Source organism: Amycolatopsis sp. NBC_00355 (assembly GCF_036104975.1).
In the GTDB taxonomy this organism is placed as follows: Bacteria; Actinomycetota; Actinomycetes; order Mycobacteriales; family Pseudonocardiaceae; genus Amycolatopsis.
The window spans coordinates 1,433,077-1,449,224 of sequence record NZ_CP107982.1 but is presented as its reverse complement, the minus strand read 5'-3'; the positions used below and the strand labels follow the sequence as shown (position 1 = coordinate 1,449,224).

17 protein-coding genes are annotated in these 16,148 nt (G+C 70.7%); 5 read left to right on the top strand and 12 right to left on the bottom strand.

The annotated features are described in order from the left end of the window. Positions 1-8 precede the first annotated feature (8 nt). Complete coding sequence (locus OHS18_RS05620; protein WP_328616192.1) at positions 9-830, bottom strand: NmrA family transcriptional regulator; 822 nt, start codon at positions 828-830, stop codon at positions 9-11. A gap of 82 nt (positions 831-912) precedes the next feature. Here OHS18_RS05620 and OHS18_RS05615 point away from each other — a divergent pair, with 82 nt between their 5' ends. Further along, entirely contained in the window at positions 913-1,851 is a 939-nt protein-coding gene (locus tag OHS18_RS05615; RefSeq protein ID WP_328616191.1) for an AraC family transcriptional regulator, read from the top strand. On the opposite strand, the gene OHS18_RS05610 is transcribed toward OHS18_RS05615, so the two are convergent. From OHS18_RS05610 to OHS18_RS05590, 5 genes are all read right to left on the bottom strand, one after another. Then, entirely contained in the window at positions 1,817-2,254 is a 438-nt protein-coding gene (locus OHS18_RS05610) for a YybH family protein (RefSeq protein ID WP_328616190.1), read from the bottom strand. The genes OHS18_RS05615 and OHS18_RS05610 overlap by 35 nt on opposite strands. Beyond that, positions 2,251-2,679, bottom strand: a complete 429-nt coding sequence (locus OHS18_RS05605) for an SRPBCC family protein (protein ID WP_328616189.1) — start codon at positions 2,677-2,679, stop codon at positions 2,251-2,253. The genes OHS18_RS05610 and OHS18_RS05605 overlap by 4 nt, the downstream gene beginning before the upstream one ends. Beyond that, entirely contained in the window at positions 2,676-3,032 is a 357-nt protein-coding gene (locus OHS18_RS05600) for an ArsR/SmtB family transcription factor (RefSeq protein WP_328455395.1), read from the bottom strand. Before OHS18_RS05600 ends, OHS18_RS05605 begins: the two co-directional genes overlap by 4 nt. Before the next feature lie 9 nt (positions 3,033-3,041). Further along, positions 3,042-4,112: a hypothetical protein gene (locus OHS18_RS05595; RefSeq protein ID WP_328616188.1), complete on the bottom strand. Its 1,071-nt coding sequence runs from the start codon at positions 4,110-4,112 to the stop codon at positions 3,042-3,044. Positions 4,113-4,440: 328 nt separating this feature from the next. Further along, positions 4,441-5,391 carry a class I SAM-dependent methyltransferase gene (locus OHS18_RS05590; RefSeq protein WP_328616187.1) on the bottom strand — a complete coding sequence of 317 codons (951 nt, stop codon included), beginning with the start codon at positions 5,389-5,391 and terminating at the stop codon, positions 4,441-4,443. A 134-nt stretch (positions 5,392-5,525) separates the two neighbouring features. On the opposite strand from OHS18_RS05590, the gene OHS18_RS05585 reads away from it, so the two are divergent. The 4 genes from OHS18_RS05585 to OHS18_RS05570 all read left to right on the top strand — a co-directional run bounded on the left by OHS18_RS05585 (position 5,526) and on the right by OHS18_RS05570 (position 10,496). Continuing rightward, a complete protein-coding gene (locus OHS18_RS05585; protein ID WP_328616186.1) occupies positions 5,526-6,023 on the top strand; it encodes a pyridoxamine 5'-phosphate oxidase family protein in 498 nt (165 codons plus the stop codon). A gap of 41 nt (positions 6,024-6,064) precedes the next feature. After that, entirely contained in the window at positions 6,065-6,472 is a 408-nt protein-coding gene (locus OHS18_RS05580; RefSeq protein WP_328455401.1) for a YciI family protein, read from the top strand. Between the two features lie 5 nt (positions 6,473-6,477). Continuing rightward, positions 6,478-7,623, top strand: a complete 1,146-nt coding sequence (locus tag OHS18_RS05575) for an RNA polymerase sigma factor (protein ID WP_328618731.1) — start codon at positions 6,478-6,480, stop codon at positions 7,621-7,623. 107 nt (positions 7,624-7,730) lie between these two features. Next, complete coding sequence (locus OHS18_RS05570) at positions 7,731-10,496, top strand: P-loop NTPase fold protein (RefSeq protein ID WP_328616185.1); 2,766 nt, start codon at positions 7,731-7,733, stop codon at positions 10,494-10,496. Here OHS18_RS05570 and OHS18_RS05565 read toward each other — a convergent pair. The 6 genes from OHS18_RS05565 to OHS18_RS05540 are packed head-to-tail and all read right to left on the bottom strand — an operon-like array spanning position 10,469 to position 16,074. Next, entirely contained in the window at positions 10,469-11,119 is a 651-nt protein-coding gene (locus tag OHS18_RS05565; RefSeq protein ID WP_328616184.1) for a 3,4-dihydroxy-2-butanone-4-phosphate synthase, read from the bottom strand. The genes OHS18_RS05570 and OHS18_RS05565 overlap by 28 nt on opposite strands. A gap of 16 nt (positions 11,120-11,135) precedes the next feature. Next, a complete protein-coding gene (locus tag OHS18_RS05560; RefSeq protein WP_328616183.1) occupies positions 11,136-12,908 on the bottom strand; it encodes a gamma-glutamyltransferase family protein in 1,773 nt (590 codons plus the stop codon). A 1-nt stretch (position 12,909) separates the two neighbouring features. Further along, entirely contained in the window at positions 12,910-13,779 is an 870-nt protein-coding gene (locus tag OHS18_RS05555) for a PhzF family phenazine biosynthesis protein (RefSeq protein WP_328616182.1), read from the bottom strand. A gap of 10 nt (positions 13,780-13,789) precedes the next feature. Then, the gene (locus OHS18_RS05550) at positions 13,790-14,653 is read right to left on the bottom strand and encodes an LLM class flavin-dependent oxidoreductase (RefSeq protein ID WP_328616181.1); all 864 of its coding nucleotides are present in this window, start codon (positions 14,651-14,653) and stop codon (positions 13,790-13,792) included. A gap of 3 nt (positions 14,654-14,656) precedes the next feature. Further along, positions 14,657-15,571 carry a hypothetical protein gene (locus OHS18_RS05545; RefSeq protein WP_328616180.1) on the bottom strand — a complete coding sequence of 305 codons (915 nt, stop codon included), beginning with the start codon at positions 15,569-15,571 and terminating at the stop codon, positions 14,657-14,659. Beyond that, positions 15,568-16,074, bottom strand: coding sequence for a VOC family protein (locus tag OHS18_RS05540; RefSeq protein ID WP_328616179.1), 507 nt, complete (start codon positions 16,072-16,074; stop codon positions 15,568-15,570). The genes OHS18_RS05545 and OHS18_RS05540 overlap by 4 nt, the downstream gene beginning before the upstream one ends. Positions 16,075-16,148: the final 74 nt, after the last annotated feature.

Genomic DNA, 16,148 nt, shown 5'->3' with positions numbered 1-16,148 from the left:
CTTCCCCTTCATCGCGCCCAGACCCCGGTCGCCGCCGCGTCCCGGGCGAAGTCGGCGAAATCCGTCGCCGGACGGCCCAGCACCCGCTCCACGTCGTGCGTCACCGACTCGTTGCGCCCGTCGAGCACCCGGGTGAACAACTCCGTCAGCGCGCCCACCTCGTCCGCCGGCACGCCGTAGCCGACGGCCGCGGCCGCGTAGTCCTCGGCGGAAACCGGAACATAGCGGACATCCCGCCCCGACGCGGCCGAGATATCCGCGGCGGCGTCGGCGAAGGTCAGCAGCCGCGGGCCGGTCAGCTCGTACAGCCGGCCGGTGTGCCCGGGCTCGGTCAGCGCCGTCACGGCCACCTCGGCGATGTCGCGGACGTCGAGGAACGGCTCGACCACCATCGCCGCGGGAAGCGCGATCTCGCCGCTGCGGACGGCGTCGAGCAGGAAGTGCTCGCTGAAGTTCTGCGCGAACCAGCTGCACCGCAGGATGGTCCAGCCGATGTCGGCCGCAGCGACGATCCGCTCGCACGCCTCGGCTTCCTCCTCACCGCGGCCCGAGAGCAACACCAGGTGCTCGACGTCCTGGGTGATGGCCAGCTCGGTGAACGCGCGGATGTCGTCGGCCGCGCCGGGCACGACCAGGTCGGGGTAGTAGGTCAGGTAGACGGCGTCGATGCCCTTGAGCACCGGCGCCCAGGTGGCGCGGTCGGCCCAGTCGAACGGCGGCGCGCCCCGCCGGGACGTGATCCGCACCGGCAGGTCACGCTCGCGCAGCCGGTCCGCCACCCGGCGCCCGGTCTTGCCGGTGCCGCCCACTACAAGGAAGTTCGTTGTCATGGCCGTGAGTCAACCGGCCCGCAGTGAGACTCTCCATAGTTCAGAGCCTCGATAGCATGTTTCATCGTCTACACTCGGGCGCATGGATCCGCTCGCCGCCCTGCTCGACGGCCCCCGCGCGCACGGCGCGTTCCTGCTGCGGTCGATCCTGACCCCGCCGTGGTCGCTGCGCATCGAAGACCAGGCCCCGTTGACGGTCGTCTCGGTCGTGCGCGGCGAAGCGTGGATCGTGCCCGACGCCGGCGAAGCCGTCCTGCTGAGCGAAGGTGACGTCGCGATCGCGCGCGGCCCGGAGCCGTACCTCGTCGCCGACCACCCCGCGACACCGCCGCAGGCGATCATCCTGCCCGGGCAGGACTGCCGCACCCCCGACGGCGGGCACCTCACCGACTACGCCGACCTCGGCGTCCGGACCTGGGGCCACGGCACCGGCGGCCCGGTCGTGCTGCTGACCGGCACCTACGGCATGGAAGGCGAGCTCAGCAAACGGCTCCTCGCGGCGCTGCCGGTGCTGATCGTGCTGCGCGCCACCGATTGGCCGACGCCGCTGGTCGGACTGCTCGCCGGGGAGATCGGCAAGGACGTCCCGGGCCAGGAAGCCGTCCTCGACCGGCTGCTGGACCTGCTGCTCATCGCGGCGCTGCGGGCCTGGTTCGACCGGCCCGACACCCGTGCGCCCGCCTGGTACCGCGCGCACGACGACCCGATCGTCGGCCAGGCGCTGCGACTGCTGCAGCACCAGCCCGCCGAGCCGTGGACGGTCGCGAAGCTCGCCGCCAACACCGGCGTCTCCCGCGCCGCGCTGGCCCGCCGGTTCGCCACGACGGTCGGCGAGACGCCGATGGCCTACCTGACCGGCTGGCGGCTCGCGCTCGCCGCGGACCTGCTGCGCCAGCAACGGGACGCCACGATCGGCTCGGTCGCCCACCAGGTCGGGTACGGCAGCGCATTCGCCCTCAGCGCGGCGTTCAAGCGCGAATTCGGCGTCAGCCCGCAGCAGTACCGGGTTCGAGCCGGGTGAGCGCCTCGCCGGTGGCGCCGTCGAAGGGGACCGAGCTGTGTTCGTGGACGATCTTCCAGCCGCCGTCGTCGTCCCGGCGGAGTCCGGCGGTGGAGCGCACCCACATGGCGACCTCGGTGCCGTCGGTCATCGTGCCGCGTACGTGGAAGAGGTAGTGCGCGAAGGCGACGTCGCCGTCGGCGTGCACCTCGAGTTCGCGGATGTCCAGCTCGATCGGCGACCGGTAGGCGCCGAACCACTCCCGCAGCCGGGCCCGTTCCGCATCACGACCCGTGTCGCGCAACGGACCGACCGCGTCGAACAGCGTGACGTCCTCGGCGTAGTGGGCGAGGAGCACGTCGAGGTCCTTCGCCGCGGTCGCCGCGACGCGGGACTCGATCACGGCCCTCGGGCCGGCCGTCACTTCAGCTCCTCGCCGAGCTTGTCGAGCCAGTCGCCGGTGCCCTGCTCGCGCCAGGCGGGCTCCTCGGCGCCGTCGAGGAAGGTGTCCTGCTCGGTGAGGACCAGGCGGGTGCCGTCGCCGTCGGCGAGCAGTTCGATCGTCGTCGTCGAGACCGTGGCGAGGGTGTCGCCGCCGGTCAGCGTGGTGGAGTAGACGATCCGCTCGTCGGGGACGATGTCGTGGTAGGTCGAGGCGGCTTCCAGCTTGGTGCCGTTGGGCGCGGTTCCGGTGGTCACTTCCCGGCCGCCGGTGCGGAAGTCGAGCTCGTGCGTTTCCCCGCCGTACCAGCGGGCCTTCGCGCCGGGGTCCGCCCAGGCGTCGAACACTCGGGCGGGTGTCGCGGCGTAGGTGCGTTCCAGGGTGAACGTGCTGTGCGTGACGGTCATGAGGTGCTTCCTTCCGTCTTGTCGAGCTCCGTGCCCGGCTCGAGGAAGTCCCCGAGCCGATCGAGCTTGCCCTCCCATGCGGTGCGCTGGTGCCCGAGCCAGTGCTCACCGGTGCGCAGCACCGCCGGCTCGATCCGGCAGGTGCGCACCCGGCCGGCCTTCTCCGAACGCACGATCCCGGCCGTTTCGAGCACCTGCAGGTGCTGCACGACGGCGGCCAGCGACATCGGCAGCGGCGCGGCCAGTTCACTGACCGACGCCGGCCCGCGCACGAGCCGCTCGACCAGGGCCCGCCGCGTCCGGTCCCCCAGCGCGCGGAACACGAGGTCCAGCGACTCGTCATGGTTAAGCATGTACTTAAGTTAGGCTCGCTCGGCTCCTTGGTCAAGCAACTGCTTAAGTGTCTCGAGGCCCTCGTGGTCTTTCAGGGCCACACGCACCTGGCTCAACCGGTGGTCGGCGGCGTCGGCCCGGGCGGTGGTGGCGCGCAGTTCGGCGCCCAGGTGGGTGGTGGTCTCGTGCATGGACCGGACGGTCTGCTCGTGAGACAGCTGCGCCTCGGCGAACCGCTGGTCGAAGCCGGCGCGGAGTCGTTCGGCGTCGGCCTGGGCCCGGTCCGCGGCTTCCTGACGGGCCTTCGCGTGCTCTTCACGTGCGGCGTCGAGCTTCTGTGAGACGGCTTCTGCTCGGGTTTCGGCGGCCTCTGCGCGGGCCGTCGCGGCTGCCGCTCGCACGGAGGCGTCCTGACCACGGCCTCGTTCGTCCTCGAGCACGGTCCGGGTGGCGGCGAGTTCGGTGGTGAGGGTGGCGATGGTCGTGGCCCGCTCGCCGGCGAGGGCCGTGGCGGACTCGGCCCGTTCGGCGACGCGGGCGAGTTCGTCCCGCACGGCGGCCAGCTGCCCTTCGGCGCGCTGCTGCTCCTGCACGGCGGCCTTCCGGACGGCGCGTTCCTGGTCCCGCTCCCGGGTGGCGGCCGTCTTCTCCTTCTCGGCGACGGCTGCCTGCTGCGCGGCGTCTTCAGCGACTTCGCGGGCCTGAGCGGCTTCGGCGTCGGCCCGGCCGCGCTGGAGACGGTGCTCGTCGGCCTCGGCCAGGGCGGCGTCCCGCTCGGCGAGCGCGGCCGTGGTGGCGGCGTCGAGCTGGTGGCGCAGCGTCGTCAGCGTTTCGACAAGCCCGCGGGCCGGTTCGAGCACCCGGTCGACCTGCCCGGCCAGCGCCGTGACGGCGGTGTCGTCGAGCTGGGTGTCGCTCTCGCGCAGGGACTCGGCGTCCGCCAGCACGGCTTCGGCGTCCCGGCAGTTGAGGTTCCGCCGGCCCCAGGTTTTCCCGTCCTGGCAGAACCGCGCGCGGCTCCCCCGCCCCACCGCGGGTGGCAGTGCCGCTCCGCAGCGGCGGTACTCGCACACCCGGGCTTGACCAGCGTCTTCCGTCATGACCAAGACCCTATCAAACCTTCTAATCAGAACTAAAATTAGCTGTTCTAAATCAAAAGATAGATGACGACGTGTGTAAGTTTGGATAAGGTCACATATCCCAACTCAGATGACCCTGGAGAAGCCCTGAGGCTTGGAGGGACGCAAAGAGGCGCTCGAAAAACTAGGACCCCCTCCCAGAGGGCCCCACGCTCGCCGCCGCCGGATACGCGAGGGCAAGGACGCCCGCAGGCCGGTTTGCGCGGGCTCCCCCGCCGAGGAGGCCGCCCGGGAGCCGGGCCGAATGGTCGTCGGGTCTGCCGTGGCTGGTCGTGAGTGTTTAGGGCGGTTAGAACCGCCCTAAACACTCACGACCCACGCGAGAGGAGGGCACCTGGCTCTCATCGAGGGTGCCGCTGACGTAGAGCAGGTCGCCCAAGCGCATGCCGTCGTCCTCCGGGGCCGGGAGGCCGACGGCCGCGAGCAGGTCGCGGACGGTGGTTCCGTGCAACGTCCAGCCGCGGGCGGCCAGGTAGGGCGCCGCTTCGTTGCGCTCACCGAAGTACCGCTGCTTCGCCATCGCGGGGTCGAAGCCACGCGCCCGCCAGCGTTCGGAGACGCCGTTCAGGCTCTCCTTCGTCCTGGCCTCGTCGCCCGGTTTCGGGTTGGGCCGGCTTTCGGTGGCCACCCGGCTTCCCGGCGCGCTGAGGTCGGTGACGGTGTCCAGCAGGCTGTCCTGCGCCTCGGGCGGCAGGTAGCCCAGCAGGCCTTCGGCGCTCCACGCGGTCGGCCGCGCCGGGTCGAAACCGGCGTCGCGCAGGGCGGCGGGCCAGTCGTCACGCAGGTCGACCGCGGCCACGCGCCGGTCGGCCGTGGGCTCGGCACCCAGCTCGGCCATGGTGCGGGTCTTGAAGGCGACGACCTGCGGCTGGTCCAGCTCGTACAGCACCGTCCCGGCCGGCCAGAGCAGCCGGTACGCGCGGGAGTCCAGCCCCGACGCCAGGATCACGACCTGCGTGCTGCCCGCGTCGAGGAAGAAGTCGTCGTAGAACTTGCCCCGTACCTTCGCCACGTCGATCGCCACCTGCTCGACCAGGTCACCCGGGGGCAGTTCGCCGGACGCCAGCCGGGTGAGGAGATCGACGCCGACCGCCCGGACGAGCGGTTCGGCGAACGGGTCGGCGAAGAGCGAAGGACCCTCGCGGGTCGCGATCGCGCGGGCCGCCGCGGCCGCGGTGGCCGTCGTGCCGACGCCGGAGGCCAGGTCCCACGTGTCGCCGTCCTGCCTGGTGGAAGTCATGTTCTGCACCCTAGGAGGCGGCCGGGCGGGGCCGCGGGAAAAAATCGGGACCCGTCCCCGGGACCGATGTCGAGAATGCGGGACCGGCTCCGTCCCAGGGACACCAAGCGCCACCGACCGCAGGAGGAACCGCCGTGCACCAGAACGAGATCACCGAGGTCCTGAACCGCCCGTACAGCCGGGAACTGCTGGCCCGCGACCTGACCCGCCTCGCCTACGTCGCCAAGGACGGCACCCCGCGCAGCGTCCCGATCGCGTTCACCTGGAACGGCACGGAGATCGTCCTGTGCACCTCGAAGAACGCCCCGAAGCTGCCCGCTCTGCGCGCCAACCCGGTGGTCGCGCTGACGATCGACACCGAGGTGCACCCGCCCAAGATCCTGCTCATCCGCGGCCGGGTCGAGCTGGACGTCGTCGACGGCATCCCGGAGGAGTACCTGCAGATGAACGGCAGCTACGGGATGACGGCCGAGCAGCGGGTCGCGTGGGAGGCCGAGGTGCGTGAGCTCTACGACGGTATGGTCCGGATCGTCGTCACCCCGACCTGGGCGAAGCTGATCGACTTCGAGACGACCCTGCCGAGCGCCGTCGAGGAGCTGGCCCAGCGGCGGGCCGCGCGTCAGAGCGCCTGACAACCCGAAATCCGCCAAGATAGCTCGCGAAGGAGCTCACCATGCCCAAATACCTGCTGCTCAAGCACTACCGCGGCGCGCCCGCCTCGGTCAACGACGTTCCGATGGACCAGTGGACGCCGGAGGAGCTGACGGCCCACGTCCAGTACATGCAGGACTTCGCCGACCGGCTCGAGACCACCGGCGAGTTCGTCGAACACCGGCCCCTCTCCCCCGAGGGCACCTTCGTCCGGTCCGACGGCGAAGGGCGGCCGCCGGTCACCGACGGGCCGTTCGCGGAGACCAAGGACCTGATCGCCGGCTGGACGATCATCGACGTCGACAGCTACGAACGCGCGCTCGAGCTCGCCGGCGAGCTGTCCGCCGCTCCCGGCGCCGGCGGCAAGCCGATCCAGGAGTGGCTCGAGGTGCGCCCGTTCCTGACCGCGCCGCCGACCATCACGGAGTGACGCTCGTGGACGAGGCCCTGCTGCGGTCCCTCACCCCCGCCGTGATCGGCGTCCTCGTCCGGCGGGGCGCCGACTTCGCGGCGGCCGAGGACGCCGTGCAGGACGCGCTGATCGAGGCCGTCGGCCGGTGGCCGGACGATCCGCCGCGCGACCCCCAGGCCTGGCTGGTCACCGTGGCGTGGCGGAAGTTCCTCGACGCGACCCGCGCCGAGACGTCCCGGCGCCAACGCGAGGAACGCGTCGAAGAGGAGCCCTCGCCCGAGCCGGGTGCGGCCGTGGACGACACGCTCCAGCTGTACTTCCTGTGCGCGCACCCGTCCCTGACCCCGGCGTCGGCCGTCGCGCTGACGCTGCGCGCGGTCGGCGGCCTGACCACGCGGCAGATCGCGCAGGCCTACCTGGTGCCGGAAGCGACCATGGCCCAGCGGATCAGCCGGGCCAAGAAGACCGTCTCGGGCGTCCGGTTCACGCGGACCGGTGACTTCACCACGGTGCTGCGGGTGCTCTACCTCGTCTTCAACGAGGGGTACTCCGGCGATGTCGACCTGGCCGCCGAGGCGATCCGGCTCACCCGGCAGCTGGCCGTCCGGACCCACGACGAGGAGGTCGCGGGCCTGCTCGCGCTGATGCTGCTGCACCACGCCCGGCGAGCGGCGCGGACCGGGCCCGACGGCAGCCTCGTGCCGCTCGCCGAGCAGGACCGGAGCCTCTGGAACACCCGCCTGATCACCGAAGGCGTCGACATCCTCCAGACGGCGCTGACCGGCGACCGCCTGGGCGAGTTCCAGGCCCAGGCGGCCATCGCCGCACTCCACGCGGACGCGCAGACGGCCGAGGAGACCGACTGGGTGCAGATCGTCGAGTGGTACGACGAGCTGGTGCGCCTCACCGGCAGCCCGGTGGCCCGCCTCAACCGGGCCGTCGCGGTCGGCGAAGCCGACGGCCCGCGAGCCGGCCTCGCCGCGCTGGCCGAACTCGACCCCGCGCTGCCGCGCTACTCCGCCGTCGCGGCGTACCTGCACGAACGTGACGGTGACCCCGCGACGGCGGCCCGGCTCTACGCCGAGGCCGCCCGGGCGGCGGCCAGCGTGCCGGAGCGCGACCACCTCACGCGCCAGGCGGCCCGGCTCAACGTGCGGCTACGCGGCTGACGCCAGCCAGAATCAGAGAGGGCACGTAGTGCTGAAGGCGGGGTACGTGCGAGTGAAGTTCGCGCTCGCGTTGTAACAAGGTCGCTCAGACGGACGAGTCAGGAGCGATGAGCCAGCCGCAGCAAGCCGACGTGACCCCGCTCCAAACGCTCGCCGGCGTCACCTACAGCCTCGCCGTGACCAGTCGGCCGTGGGAACTGCCAGTCGACGCTCTTGCTGTCTCGGTCGGCTCAACTTACGGCGGGGTCGGCGACGCGATGCGAGAGGAATTCCCGGAGGCGGACTGGAATTTGGTCGTACTCGAGTCGATCACTCCGCGTTCACCGGTTCTGCTCGACTTGTCTTCGCACACCCGTGTTCGCGGCCTGCGACTGCGACTGGCGGTGCTGGCCACCCCGCACGACGGAGGTATGTTCGAAGACGCGACACCTGGTGCGATCGCAACTGCCACGGGCGCAGCCCTCACGGCCGCATCCGATGCCGGCGCGACGGCCGTGGCCTTGCCGTTGTTCGCCACCGGGAGACTGGGACACGAGCCACGAGTGGCTGCGCGTGCCATGATCGAGGGTGCGCTGGCGGTGCGTACCTCTGTCGAGACTGTCATCATCTTTTCCAGGTCGCAGGCCCAGGTGAACGCCATCCCGAAGGAGTGGCCGGCCGGCCTCAGCACAACCGGCAGCCGGCCCCGAGCTGTTCAATCCGCCAGTATGGGGGTGGCGTCGCCGGCGTTCTCGAACGTGGAGCTCGCGGGCGGGTTGACGAGGGACCTAGTTGACCCGAACGAGTACATCCAGTTGGAACGGGATCACCTCGGAGTCAAGCCGTATGTGTCCATGCTGGCCACGGTGATCGCGGCGAACGACACTCCGCTGCCTCTATCGATCGGCGTGTTCGGGGAATGGGGCTCTGGAAAGAGCTTCTTCATGGGCATGCTGCGCGGTCAAGTCAAGGAATTGGAAGGAACCCCAGGCTACTGCGGAAAGATCGCGCAGGTTGGATTCAACGCCTGGCACTACGCGGACTCAAACCTCTGGGCCAGCCTCGGCGACGAGATCTTCCGTCAGCTCGCCGAGCCGGCTCAGCGGCCTGGTGAGTCCGTGGCCGAACACCAGGCTCGGCTACGGGAGGGCGCGGAGCTTCGCGACCACCTCGCCAGTGCATTGGAGCAGCGCAAGCAATTGACTGCGGTGACCGAACGGGCCGAGGCAGAGGCCACGGCGCTGAAGAACAAGATCGGAACCGCCGATAGGGACCGCAGGTTCCGAGCCAGACAGCTTTTACGCGCACTGCGGCAGTCCCCCACGTTCCGTGAGGAATACGACAAGCTGTGGCGTCAGCTTGGTCTCAGCGATCCGGCCGAGCAAGGCAGACTGTTGGCCGACCAGGTGTGTGGCACGTTCGACGAAGCTGCAGAGCTGCGCCGAACGTCGATGTACCGAGGCGGGAAAGCGGCTATCGTTTTTGCCGGTCTCCTGTTGCTGGCAGGGGTGTGTGCCAGTGCATTCGTGTCGCAGACAAAGGAACTGTTCGCGGTAGTCGGACCTTTATTCACCAGCCTATTTTCTGCCGGACTCGCTTTGTTGGGAATCGCGCGCGCCGGGATGCGTCGCCTGGGAAGGCTGGCCGACGAGCTGCGGATCGGAACGAACAGCGCTGCCGAACCGGAACTCGTCGCACTGCGCAAGGCCGAGTCGGACCAGCGGCTTGCCGAAGCACAGCTGGAGGAGATTGTCGCCAGGACCGGTGAACTGGGCAGGCAACTTGCGGAGCTGACGCCAGGACGTCGACTTTATGGCTTTCTCGCCGAGCGCGCTCAGAGCGCTGACTATCGCGACAACCTAGGACTGATCTCGACGATCCGCAAAGACTTCGAGAAGCTCGTTTCGTTGATGACTGCCCCGATGGCGAAAGACGATCCGCCGCGGCCGATGGACCGGATCGTGCTCTATATCGACGACCTCGATCGGTGTAGCCCGCAACAGGTCGTCGATGTATTGCAGGCGGTGCACCTTCTGCTCGCCTTCGATCTGTTCGTCGTGGTCGTGGGCGTGGATCCGCGCTGGCTGCTGCGCTCCCTAAGCACACACTATGACAGGTTGATCGAGACCGAGCCTACGCTGAGGCCCGACGGGTGGCATGTTACTCCGGAGGATTACCTGGAAAAGATCCTCAACATCCCGCTGGTCCTGCCCAGGATGCCCGCTGGCAGTCTTCACCAACTGCTGAAGAGCATGTTGGAAGCTCCGTCGGCGATGTCCAGAGAACCGTCGCAGGAGGAACAGCTCGCCCAGACCGAAGGTGCGGTCGCTCCCGCCGAACCCGCCACGGCAGCCATCACAGTCGAGCCACGTTCGCAGGTTGCCGCTCAACTGGATCCACAGAGCCCACCGGAGGTTCCGCGGCCTCTGACCACCCTGGAGATCGATCTCTTGTCGTGTCTGGACCGGCTGATCGATACCCCTCGGGACGCAAAGCGCCTCATCAACCTCTACAGCATGCTTCGGGCGACGCGAGATCTCTCGGACGCATCCGCGTTCCTCGGCGGGGAGTACGAAGCGGTGATCATCCTCCTGGCGACGTTCACCGCGCACGGACGCTTGCTCGGCCGCTTTGCCGACGCACTACTCCGAAGGCCTATGGAGGCTTCCTGGGCCAGCTTCGTGTCGGATCTGCAACCCGTTGAAGCCGAGGGCCATTGGGAGAACTTGGCCATCGGCGCGATCCCTGCTGCCGAGGTTCCTCAGTGGGAACATCTCCACCTCAGCCTGACGGAACTCTCCGAAGTGCTCACGCTGCGGGAGGTCGAGGTCTTTCAGACCTGGGTGCCGCGCGTTCGCCGATTCTCCTACGTACTCTCGCCCGGCAACCGCTGAGCAGCCAGCTGGGTCCGGAACCCGCGCAGCATCGCCAGGCTCACCGTCGGCAGCGGGCACTCGCCGCGCAGCCGGTCCAGCTCCCCCGGCTTGGCGAGCCGTGTCGGGTCGAGCGGGCTGACGATGTGCGTGTACCCCGCCGCCGGGCCGCAGTGGGCCAGTTCGGCCAGGTCCGACGCCGCTTCGGCGAAGCCGGCGTGGCCGATCACGCCGTCCGGGTGCGTCGCGCGGGTCATGACGTGGCCGGGCCGCTGGAAGTCCGCCGGGCCCGCCTTCGGGTCGGCCAGCCGCGAGAGCGTCGTCGCGCGGTCGGTCGCCGAGATGCCCGTGGTGACGCCGTCGGCCGCGTCGACCGTGACGCAGTAGTCCGACGGCTCCTCGAACGCGCCCCACATCCTCGGCAGGCCCAGCTCGTCGCACCGCCGCCGGGGCAACGCGGCGATCACCAGACCCGAGCCGTGCCGGACCAGGAACGCGACCGACGGCGGCGAAACCTCGGCCAGGGGCAGGACGAACACGGCCTCGCGTCCGTTGTGGACGACGGCGGGCCGGCCCCGGCCCAGCTCGTCGGTGACTTCGGCCAGCGCGCGCCGGCTCGGGGACAGTTCCAGTACGGAGTTCACCAGGACACCTCCTGAGTCAGCGGGCGACGGCGTAGGCCTGCTGCCCGCGCGGGCTCGCCGCGGCCAGGACGAGGTCGCCGTCGAACCCCGTCGCGCAGACCTTGCCCAGGGACTTGTCCGGGGCGAGGGTGACGTCGTGGCCGCGCGCCCGCAGCTGCGCGACCACCTCTGGCGGGCAGCTGTTCTCCACGACCAGGCGGTTCGGGCGGGCCGAGCGCGGCGCGAACGACGAGGGCACTTGGTCGGTGTGGAACGCCCGCTGCTCGACGGCCGCCTGTGGGCGCAGGCCGCCGTCGACGTGGCTGATGAAGAAGTTCAGCGTCCACTGGTCCTGCTGGTCGCCGCCCGGGGTGCCGAACGCCAGGTGCGGCCGCCCGTCCTTGGTCACCAGGGTCGGGCTCAGCGTGGTCCGCGGGCGCTTGCCCGACGCGACCGTGTTCGGGTGCCCCTCGTCCAGCAACGCCATCTGCCCGCGCGTGCCGAGCGGGAACCCGAGGCCGGGGATGACGGGCGAACTTTTCAGCCAGCCGCCGCTCGGGGTCGCGACGACCATGTTGCCGTCGCGGTCCGACGCGCTGATGCAGCACGTGTCGCCCTTGGCGGCGGTCAGCTTCACCACGGCCGGGATCCCGTCGGCCAGCTGGGCGCGCCAGTCCGCGTCCGGCTCGGCGGGCAGCGGGGGTTGCGGGAACCAGCCGTCCAGGCCCGGACGCAGCTCGCCGCACGCCTTTGTGCCGATCAGTTCGCGGCGCGCGGCGGCGTACGCCGGGTCCAGGAGTTCCTTCAGCGGGACGTCGGTGTGGGCCGGGTCGCCGTAGAAGGCCTCGCGGTCGGCGAAGGCGAGTTTCGCGCTCTCGACGACCGTGTGGAGGTGGTCGGCGCCGCCGTGGTCCATCGCGGCCAGGTCGAAGCCTTCGAGCAGGCCAAGTTGCTGGAGGAACACCGGGCCCTGCGACCACGGACCCGCCTTGTGCACAGTGTGGCCGCGGTAGTCGGCGGTGACCGTCTGCTCGATCGTGGGTCGCCACGCCGCCAGGTCGTCGCCGGTGAGCAGGCCGCTGTTGCGGCGGCCGGTGGAGTCGAGCGGCTCGGCCGTGGCGAGGAAGTCGGCGATCGTCTCGGCGACGAACCCTTCGTAGAACACGGTGATGGCGGCGTCGATCCGGTTCTCGCGCCCGCCCTTGGCGGCGTCGGCCTCGGCGACGATCCGCCGGTAGGTCGCGGCGAGGGGCTTGTTGCAGATCCGTGCGCCGGGCTTCGGCGACCGGCCACCGGGCAGGTAGACCTCGCCGGAGCCGGTCCACTCTTCGCGGAACAGCGGCGCGAGGACGTCGATCATGTCCGCCGCCTTGGGCAGCAGCGGGTACCCGTGCTCGGCGTAGTCGATGGCCGGGGCGAGCACCGTGCCGAGGTCGAGGCGGCCGCGGTCGCGCAGCAGGCGCAGCCAGGCGCCGAACGCGCCGGGGACGACCGCCGGGAGCAGTCCCGAACCGGGGATGGCGTCGACGCCGCGGTCGCGGAACGCCTGGGGTGTCGCGGCTTCCGGCATCGGGCCCTGCCCGCAGATCACCTCGGCTTCGCCGGTCGCGCCGTCGTGGACCAGGATCGGGACGTCGCCGCCCGGGCCGTTGAGGTGGGGTTCCACGACCTGGATGACGAACGCCGCGGCGACGGCGGCGTCGAAGGCGTTGCCGCCCAGGTCGAACATCGCCGTCCCGGCGGCGGAGCCCAGCCAGTGCGTGGCGGAAACGGCACCCCGGGTGCCGAGCAGTTCGGGTCGGTCGAGCACGTCAGCTTCCCTTCTCGCGGTCCGGATCGGCGAGCTCGCCGGCTCCCGCCGGCAGCACGGCGCCCGACACCGAGGCCGACACCGGCCGGCCGCCGGTGACCTGGACCGAGCAGTACAAAGTGGACGGACGGCCCTGTTCGCGGCCCTGTCGCAGCGTGAAGTCATGGGTGCCGTCGCCGGTGAGCCGGCCCGCTTCGACGAGCCAGACGCCGAGGCCGAGTGCGGCCGAGGCACAGGCCGGGTCCTCGGGCATCCCGTAACCCGGCGCGAACAGGCGGCCGTGCGCGGTGTTCGTCGCCGGGTCCCAGCCGAACACCAGGACGTCGGCGAGATCGGCGTCGGCCATCCGGGCGAAGTCGGGCGTCGCCGCCGCGACGGCGTCGGCGCGCACGGGCAGGAAGTGGAACGCCGGGCCGAACCCGCAGGCCGCGGGGACGGCGCCGCCGGCTGCGGAGGCGGGCAGGCCGACGGCGCCGAGCAGTACCCTGGCGTCGAGCTTTTCGCTGGCCAGGGGGTCTTTCGCGGTGATCTTGCCCGCTTCGGCGGAGACGTCCAGGGGCAGCAGCTTCGGGCCGCACTCCTGCACGACCCGCCCGGCGGGCACCAGGCCCAGCCGCGCGAGCGTCACCGCGGTGCCGACGCTCGAATGCCCGCCGAACGGCGACTCCGCCTCCGGGGTGAACACGCGGACGCGGTAGTCGGCGCCGGTTCCGGTGGGCGGCAATACGAACGCCGTCTCGGTGTGGTTGATCTCGCGGGCCAGCGCCTGCATGCCCGCGGTGTCGAGGTCACCGGCCCTTGGGACGACGCCGAGCGCGCTGCCGGCGTAGACGTGGTCGGCGAACATGTTGACGATCTCGTACGCGGGCATGCTGCTCCCTTCAGACCAGGTCCAGCTTGTCGAGGACCCGCTCGTCCCCTCGGTAGGGCTCGGCTTGCCGCGGCCAGTGCACGACCAGGTCGGTGAAGCCGAGGTCGGCGAACGTGCCCGAGGCGTCCCGGAAGGACTGGGCGGAATCCAGCACGCCCCCGACGGTCGCGCCGGTCACCAGCAGCTTCCCCGCCGACGCCGGATCGCGGCCCGCCGCGGCGCAGGTGTCCTCGAACGCCCGGAGCTGGTCCTTCAGCTCCGGCACGACCAGGTCCCAGCGCCGCGCGTCGAACCGGCCCGGCGCGCCCGCGGTGATCCAGGTTTCGGCGTACCGCGCGGCCAGGCCCATCGCCTTCGGGCCGGTCGCGGCGACCGCGAACGGCAGCCGCGGACGTTGTACGCAGCCCGGGACCATCCGGGCGCCTTCGCAGCGGTAGTACTTGCCCTCGTACGACGTCACCGGCTGCCGCAGCAGCAGTTCCGTCAGCTCGAGGAACTCCGCGAACCGCCCGGCGCGGCTGCCTTCCTGCTCCGCGCCGAAGACGCTCTCGTCGTACCCGCCGGCTCCGGAACCGACGCCGCAGATCAGCCGCCCGTCGGAGATGTCGTCGAGCGTCATCAGCTCCTTGGCGAAGGACACCGGGTGGCGGAACGTCGGGGTCGCGACGAGCGAGCCGAGCCGCATCTTCGACGTCACCCCGGCCGCGGCGGTGAGCGTCGGCAGGCAGCCGAACCAGGTCTCGTCGCGCAGCCAGCGCCACATCAGGTGGTCGTAGGTCCAGGCGTGGTCGAACCCGAGCTCTTCGGCGCGGCGCCAGCGGTCCCGCGCGGCGGACCAGCGCTGTTCGGGCAGCAACACGATGCCGTGGCGCACGGCTCAGTCCGCCGGGGCGCCGGCGGCGCACGCCGCGACGTCGGCGAGGAGGCCGACGAACCCGGCCTCACAGGAGCGGACCTCGGGACTGGTCAGCTCGGCGGGCGGGTCCTCGGCGTCGGACACCGCGTCGACGCCGTTCTGCGTGACGTCCAGCGCCACGGCGTTGAGCCGCCGCAGCAGCTGGGCCACCACATCCGGCAGGGACGTCGGCGCCCGCAGCGTCATGAAGTAGTTGTCGTAGACGACGCTCAGCACGTCCGGGTGCGGTGCCTCGGCCGCGCCCGCCGCGTCCTGCAGCAGCGACCGGCCACTCGGCACCAGCTTGGCCGCGATCCCGCCGTGGACGCGCTGGTAGAAGCCGACTTCGTCGCGCAGCGCCTTCACTCCGGGCGAGTCGTCGTCGGGCAGGCCTTTGCCGCGGTAGAGGTCGCGGACCGGCGCGAAGTCCGGCGCCCACGTGCCGCTGAACCCGCGGTGCTGCAGGAACATGCTCGGCCGGATCACCTCGTGGTAGACGTTGACCGGCGTCGAGCTGGTGTAGAGCAGCATCGCGCTGAAGCCGCGGGTGAACAGCGCCGCCGAGGCCAGCGCGGCCTCGCGGTCCCGCTCGCCGCGCTCGGCCAGCGCCAGTTCGCGGGCGACGAGCTGCCACAGCACGAACGTCACCTGGTGGCCGGTGATCCAGCGGAACCAGTACAGCCGGTCGGACGACTCGACGGGTTCGACCGGGCCCGGCACCCCGCTGCGGGAGATGTGCTCCAGGTGGGTGCACAGCCCGGCGAAGCGGGAGCACGGGCCGTCGCCGTCGGGTCCGGTGCCCGCGTCGGGGATGGTCAGCGGTTCGAGGCCGTAGGGGAAGTCGCCGAAGTCCCACCCCTCGCGCACGGGGACTCCGGTCAGCACGGGAACGGTCATGACGCGGCCTCCGGGATCCAGGTGAACTCGTATTCCAGGCCGTTCACGTCGAATGCGTAGAAACTCTGCACGCCGTCGTCGTCGGTGACGATCTCCGTCGCGGGTTCGTCGCGCGTGAAATGAAATCGCCCGGATTCGTACAACCGGGTCCAGTGCCGCTGCCAGGCGAGCATTTCTTCCGGCGAACCGACCTCCATGCAGACGTGCTGGAATTGCGCGTCGCCGGGGTCGGGCGGTTCAGTGCCTCGGCCCGCGCGCTCGAAGAGGTGGAACCGGGTGCCGCCGGCCCTCAGTTCGACGAGCTCGACGATGCCGGGCAGCCGGCTGGTGGTCAGCTCGGAGAACTCGTCGAGGGCCCAGTTTTCCTTGCAGCCGAAGAACTCCTGGTACCAGGAGACGCAGTTGGCGAGATCGGCGGTCTGGATCCCCAGGTGGTGGAACGTGGCCGCGCGGAGCGGGGCAAGGCGGGGCGACTCGAGGGTCGCCACGGCGTTCTCGGACATGTCGCCATCCTTTCTTCCGGCGCCGGGAGAGCATTCCCAGACGGCGCCTCGGAGAGTGGCCTTGATCGATCATC

Excerpts from the sequence above, each read along its gene's own strand:
- OHS18_RS05620 (WP_328616192.1), bottom strand. The coding sequence starts at position 830 with ATGACAACGAACTTCCTTGTAGTGGGCGGCACCGGCAAGACCGGGCGC.
- OHS18_RS05615 (WP_328616191.1), top strand. The coding sequence starts at position 913 with ATGGATCCGCTCGCCGCCCTGCTCGACGGCCCCCGCGCGCACGGCGCG.
- OHS18_RS05605 (WP_328616189.1), bottom strand. The coding sequence starts at position 2,679 with ATGACCGTCACGCACAGCACGTTCACCCTGGAACGCACCTACGCCGCG.
- OHS18_RS05600 (WP_328455395.1), bottom strand. The coding sequence starts at position 3,032 with ATGCTTAACCATGACGAGTCGCTGGACCTCGTGTTCCGCGCGCTGGGG.
- OHS18_RS05595 (WP_328616188.1), bottom strand. The coding sequence starts at position 4,112 with ATGACGGAAGACGCTGGTCAAGCCCGGGTGTGCGAGTACCGCCGCTGC.
- OHS18_RS05590 (WP_328616187.1), bottom strand. The coding sequence starts at position 5,391 with ATGACTTCCACCAGGCAGGACGGCGACACGTGGGACCTGGCCTCCGGC.
- OHS18_RS05580 (WP_328455401.1), top strand. The coding sequence starts at position 6,065 with ATGCCCAAATACCTGCTGCTCAAGCACTACCGCGGCGCGCCCGCCTCG.
- OHS18_RS05570 (WP_328616185.1), top strand. The coding sequence starts at position 7,731 with ATGAGCCAGCCGCAGCAAGCCGACGTGACCCCGCTCCAAACGCTCGCC.
- OHS18_RS05555 (WP_328616182.1), bottom strand. The coding sequence starts at position 13,779 with ATGCCCGCGTACGAGATCGTCAACATGTTCGCCGACCACGTCTACGCC.
- OHS18_RS05545 (WP_328616180.1), bottom strand. The coding sequence starts at position 15,571 with ATGACCGTTCCCGTGCTGACCGGAGTCCCCGTGCGCGAGGGGTGGGAC.
- OHS18_RS05540 (WP_328616179.1), bottom strand. The coding sequence starts at position 16,074 with ATGTCCGAGAACGCCGTGGCGACCCTCGAGTCGCCCCGCCTTGCCCCG.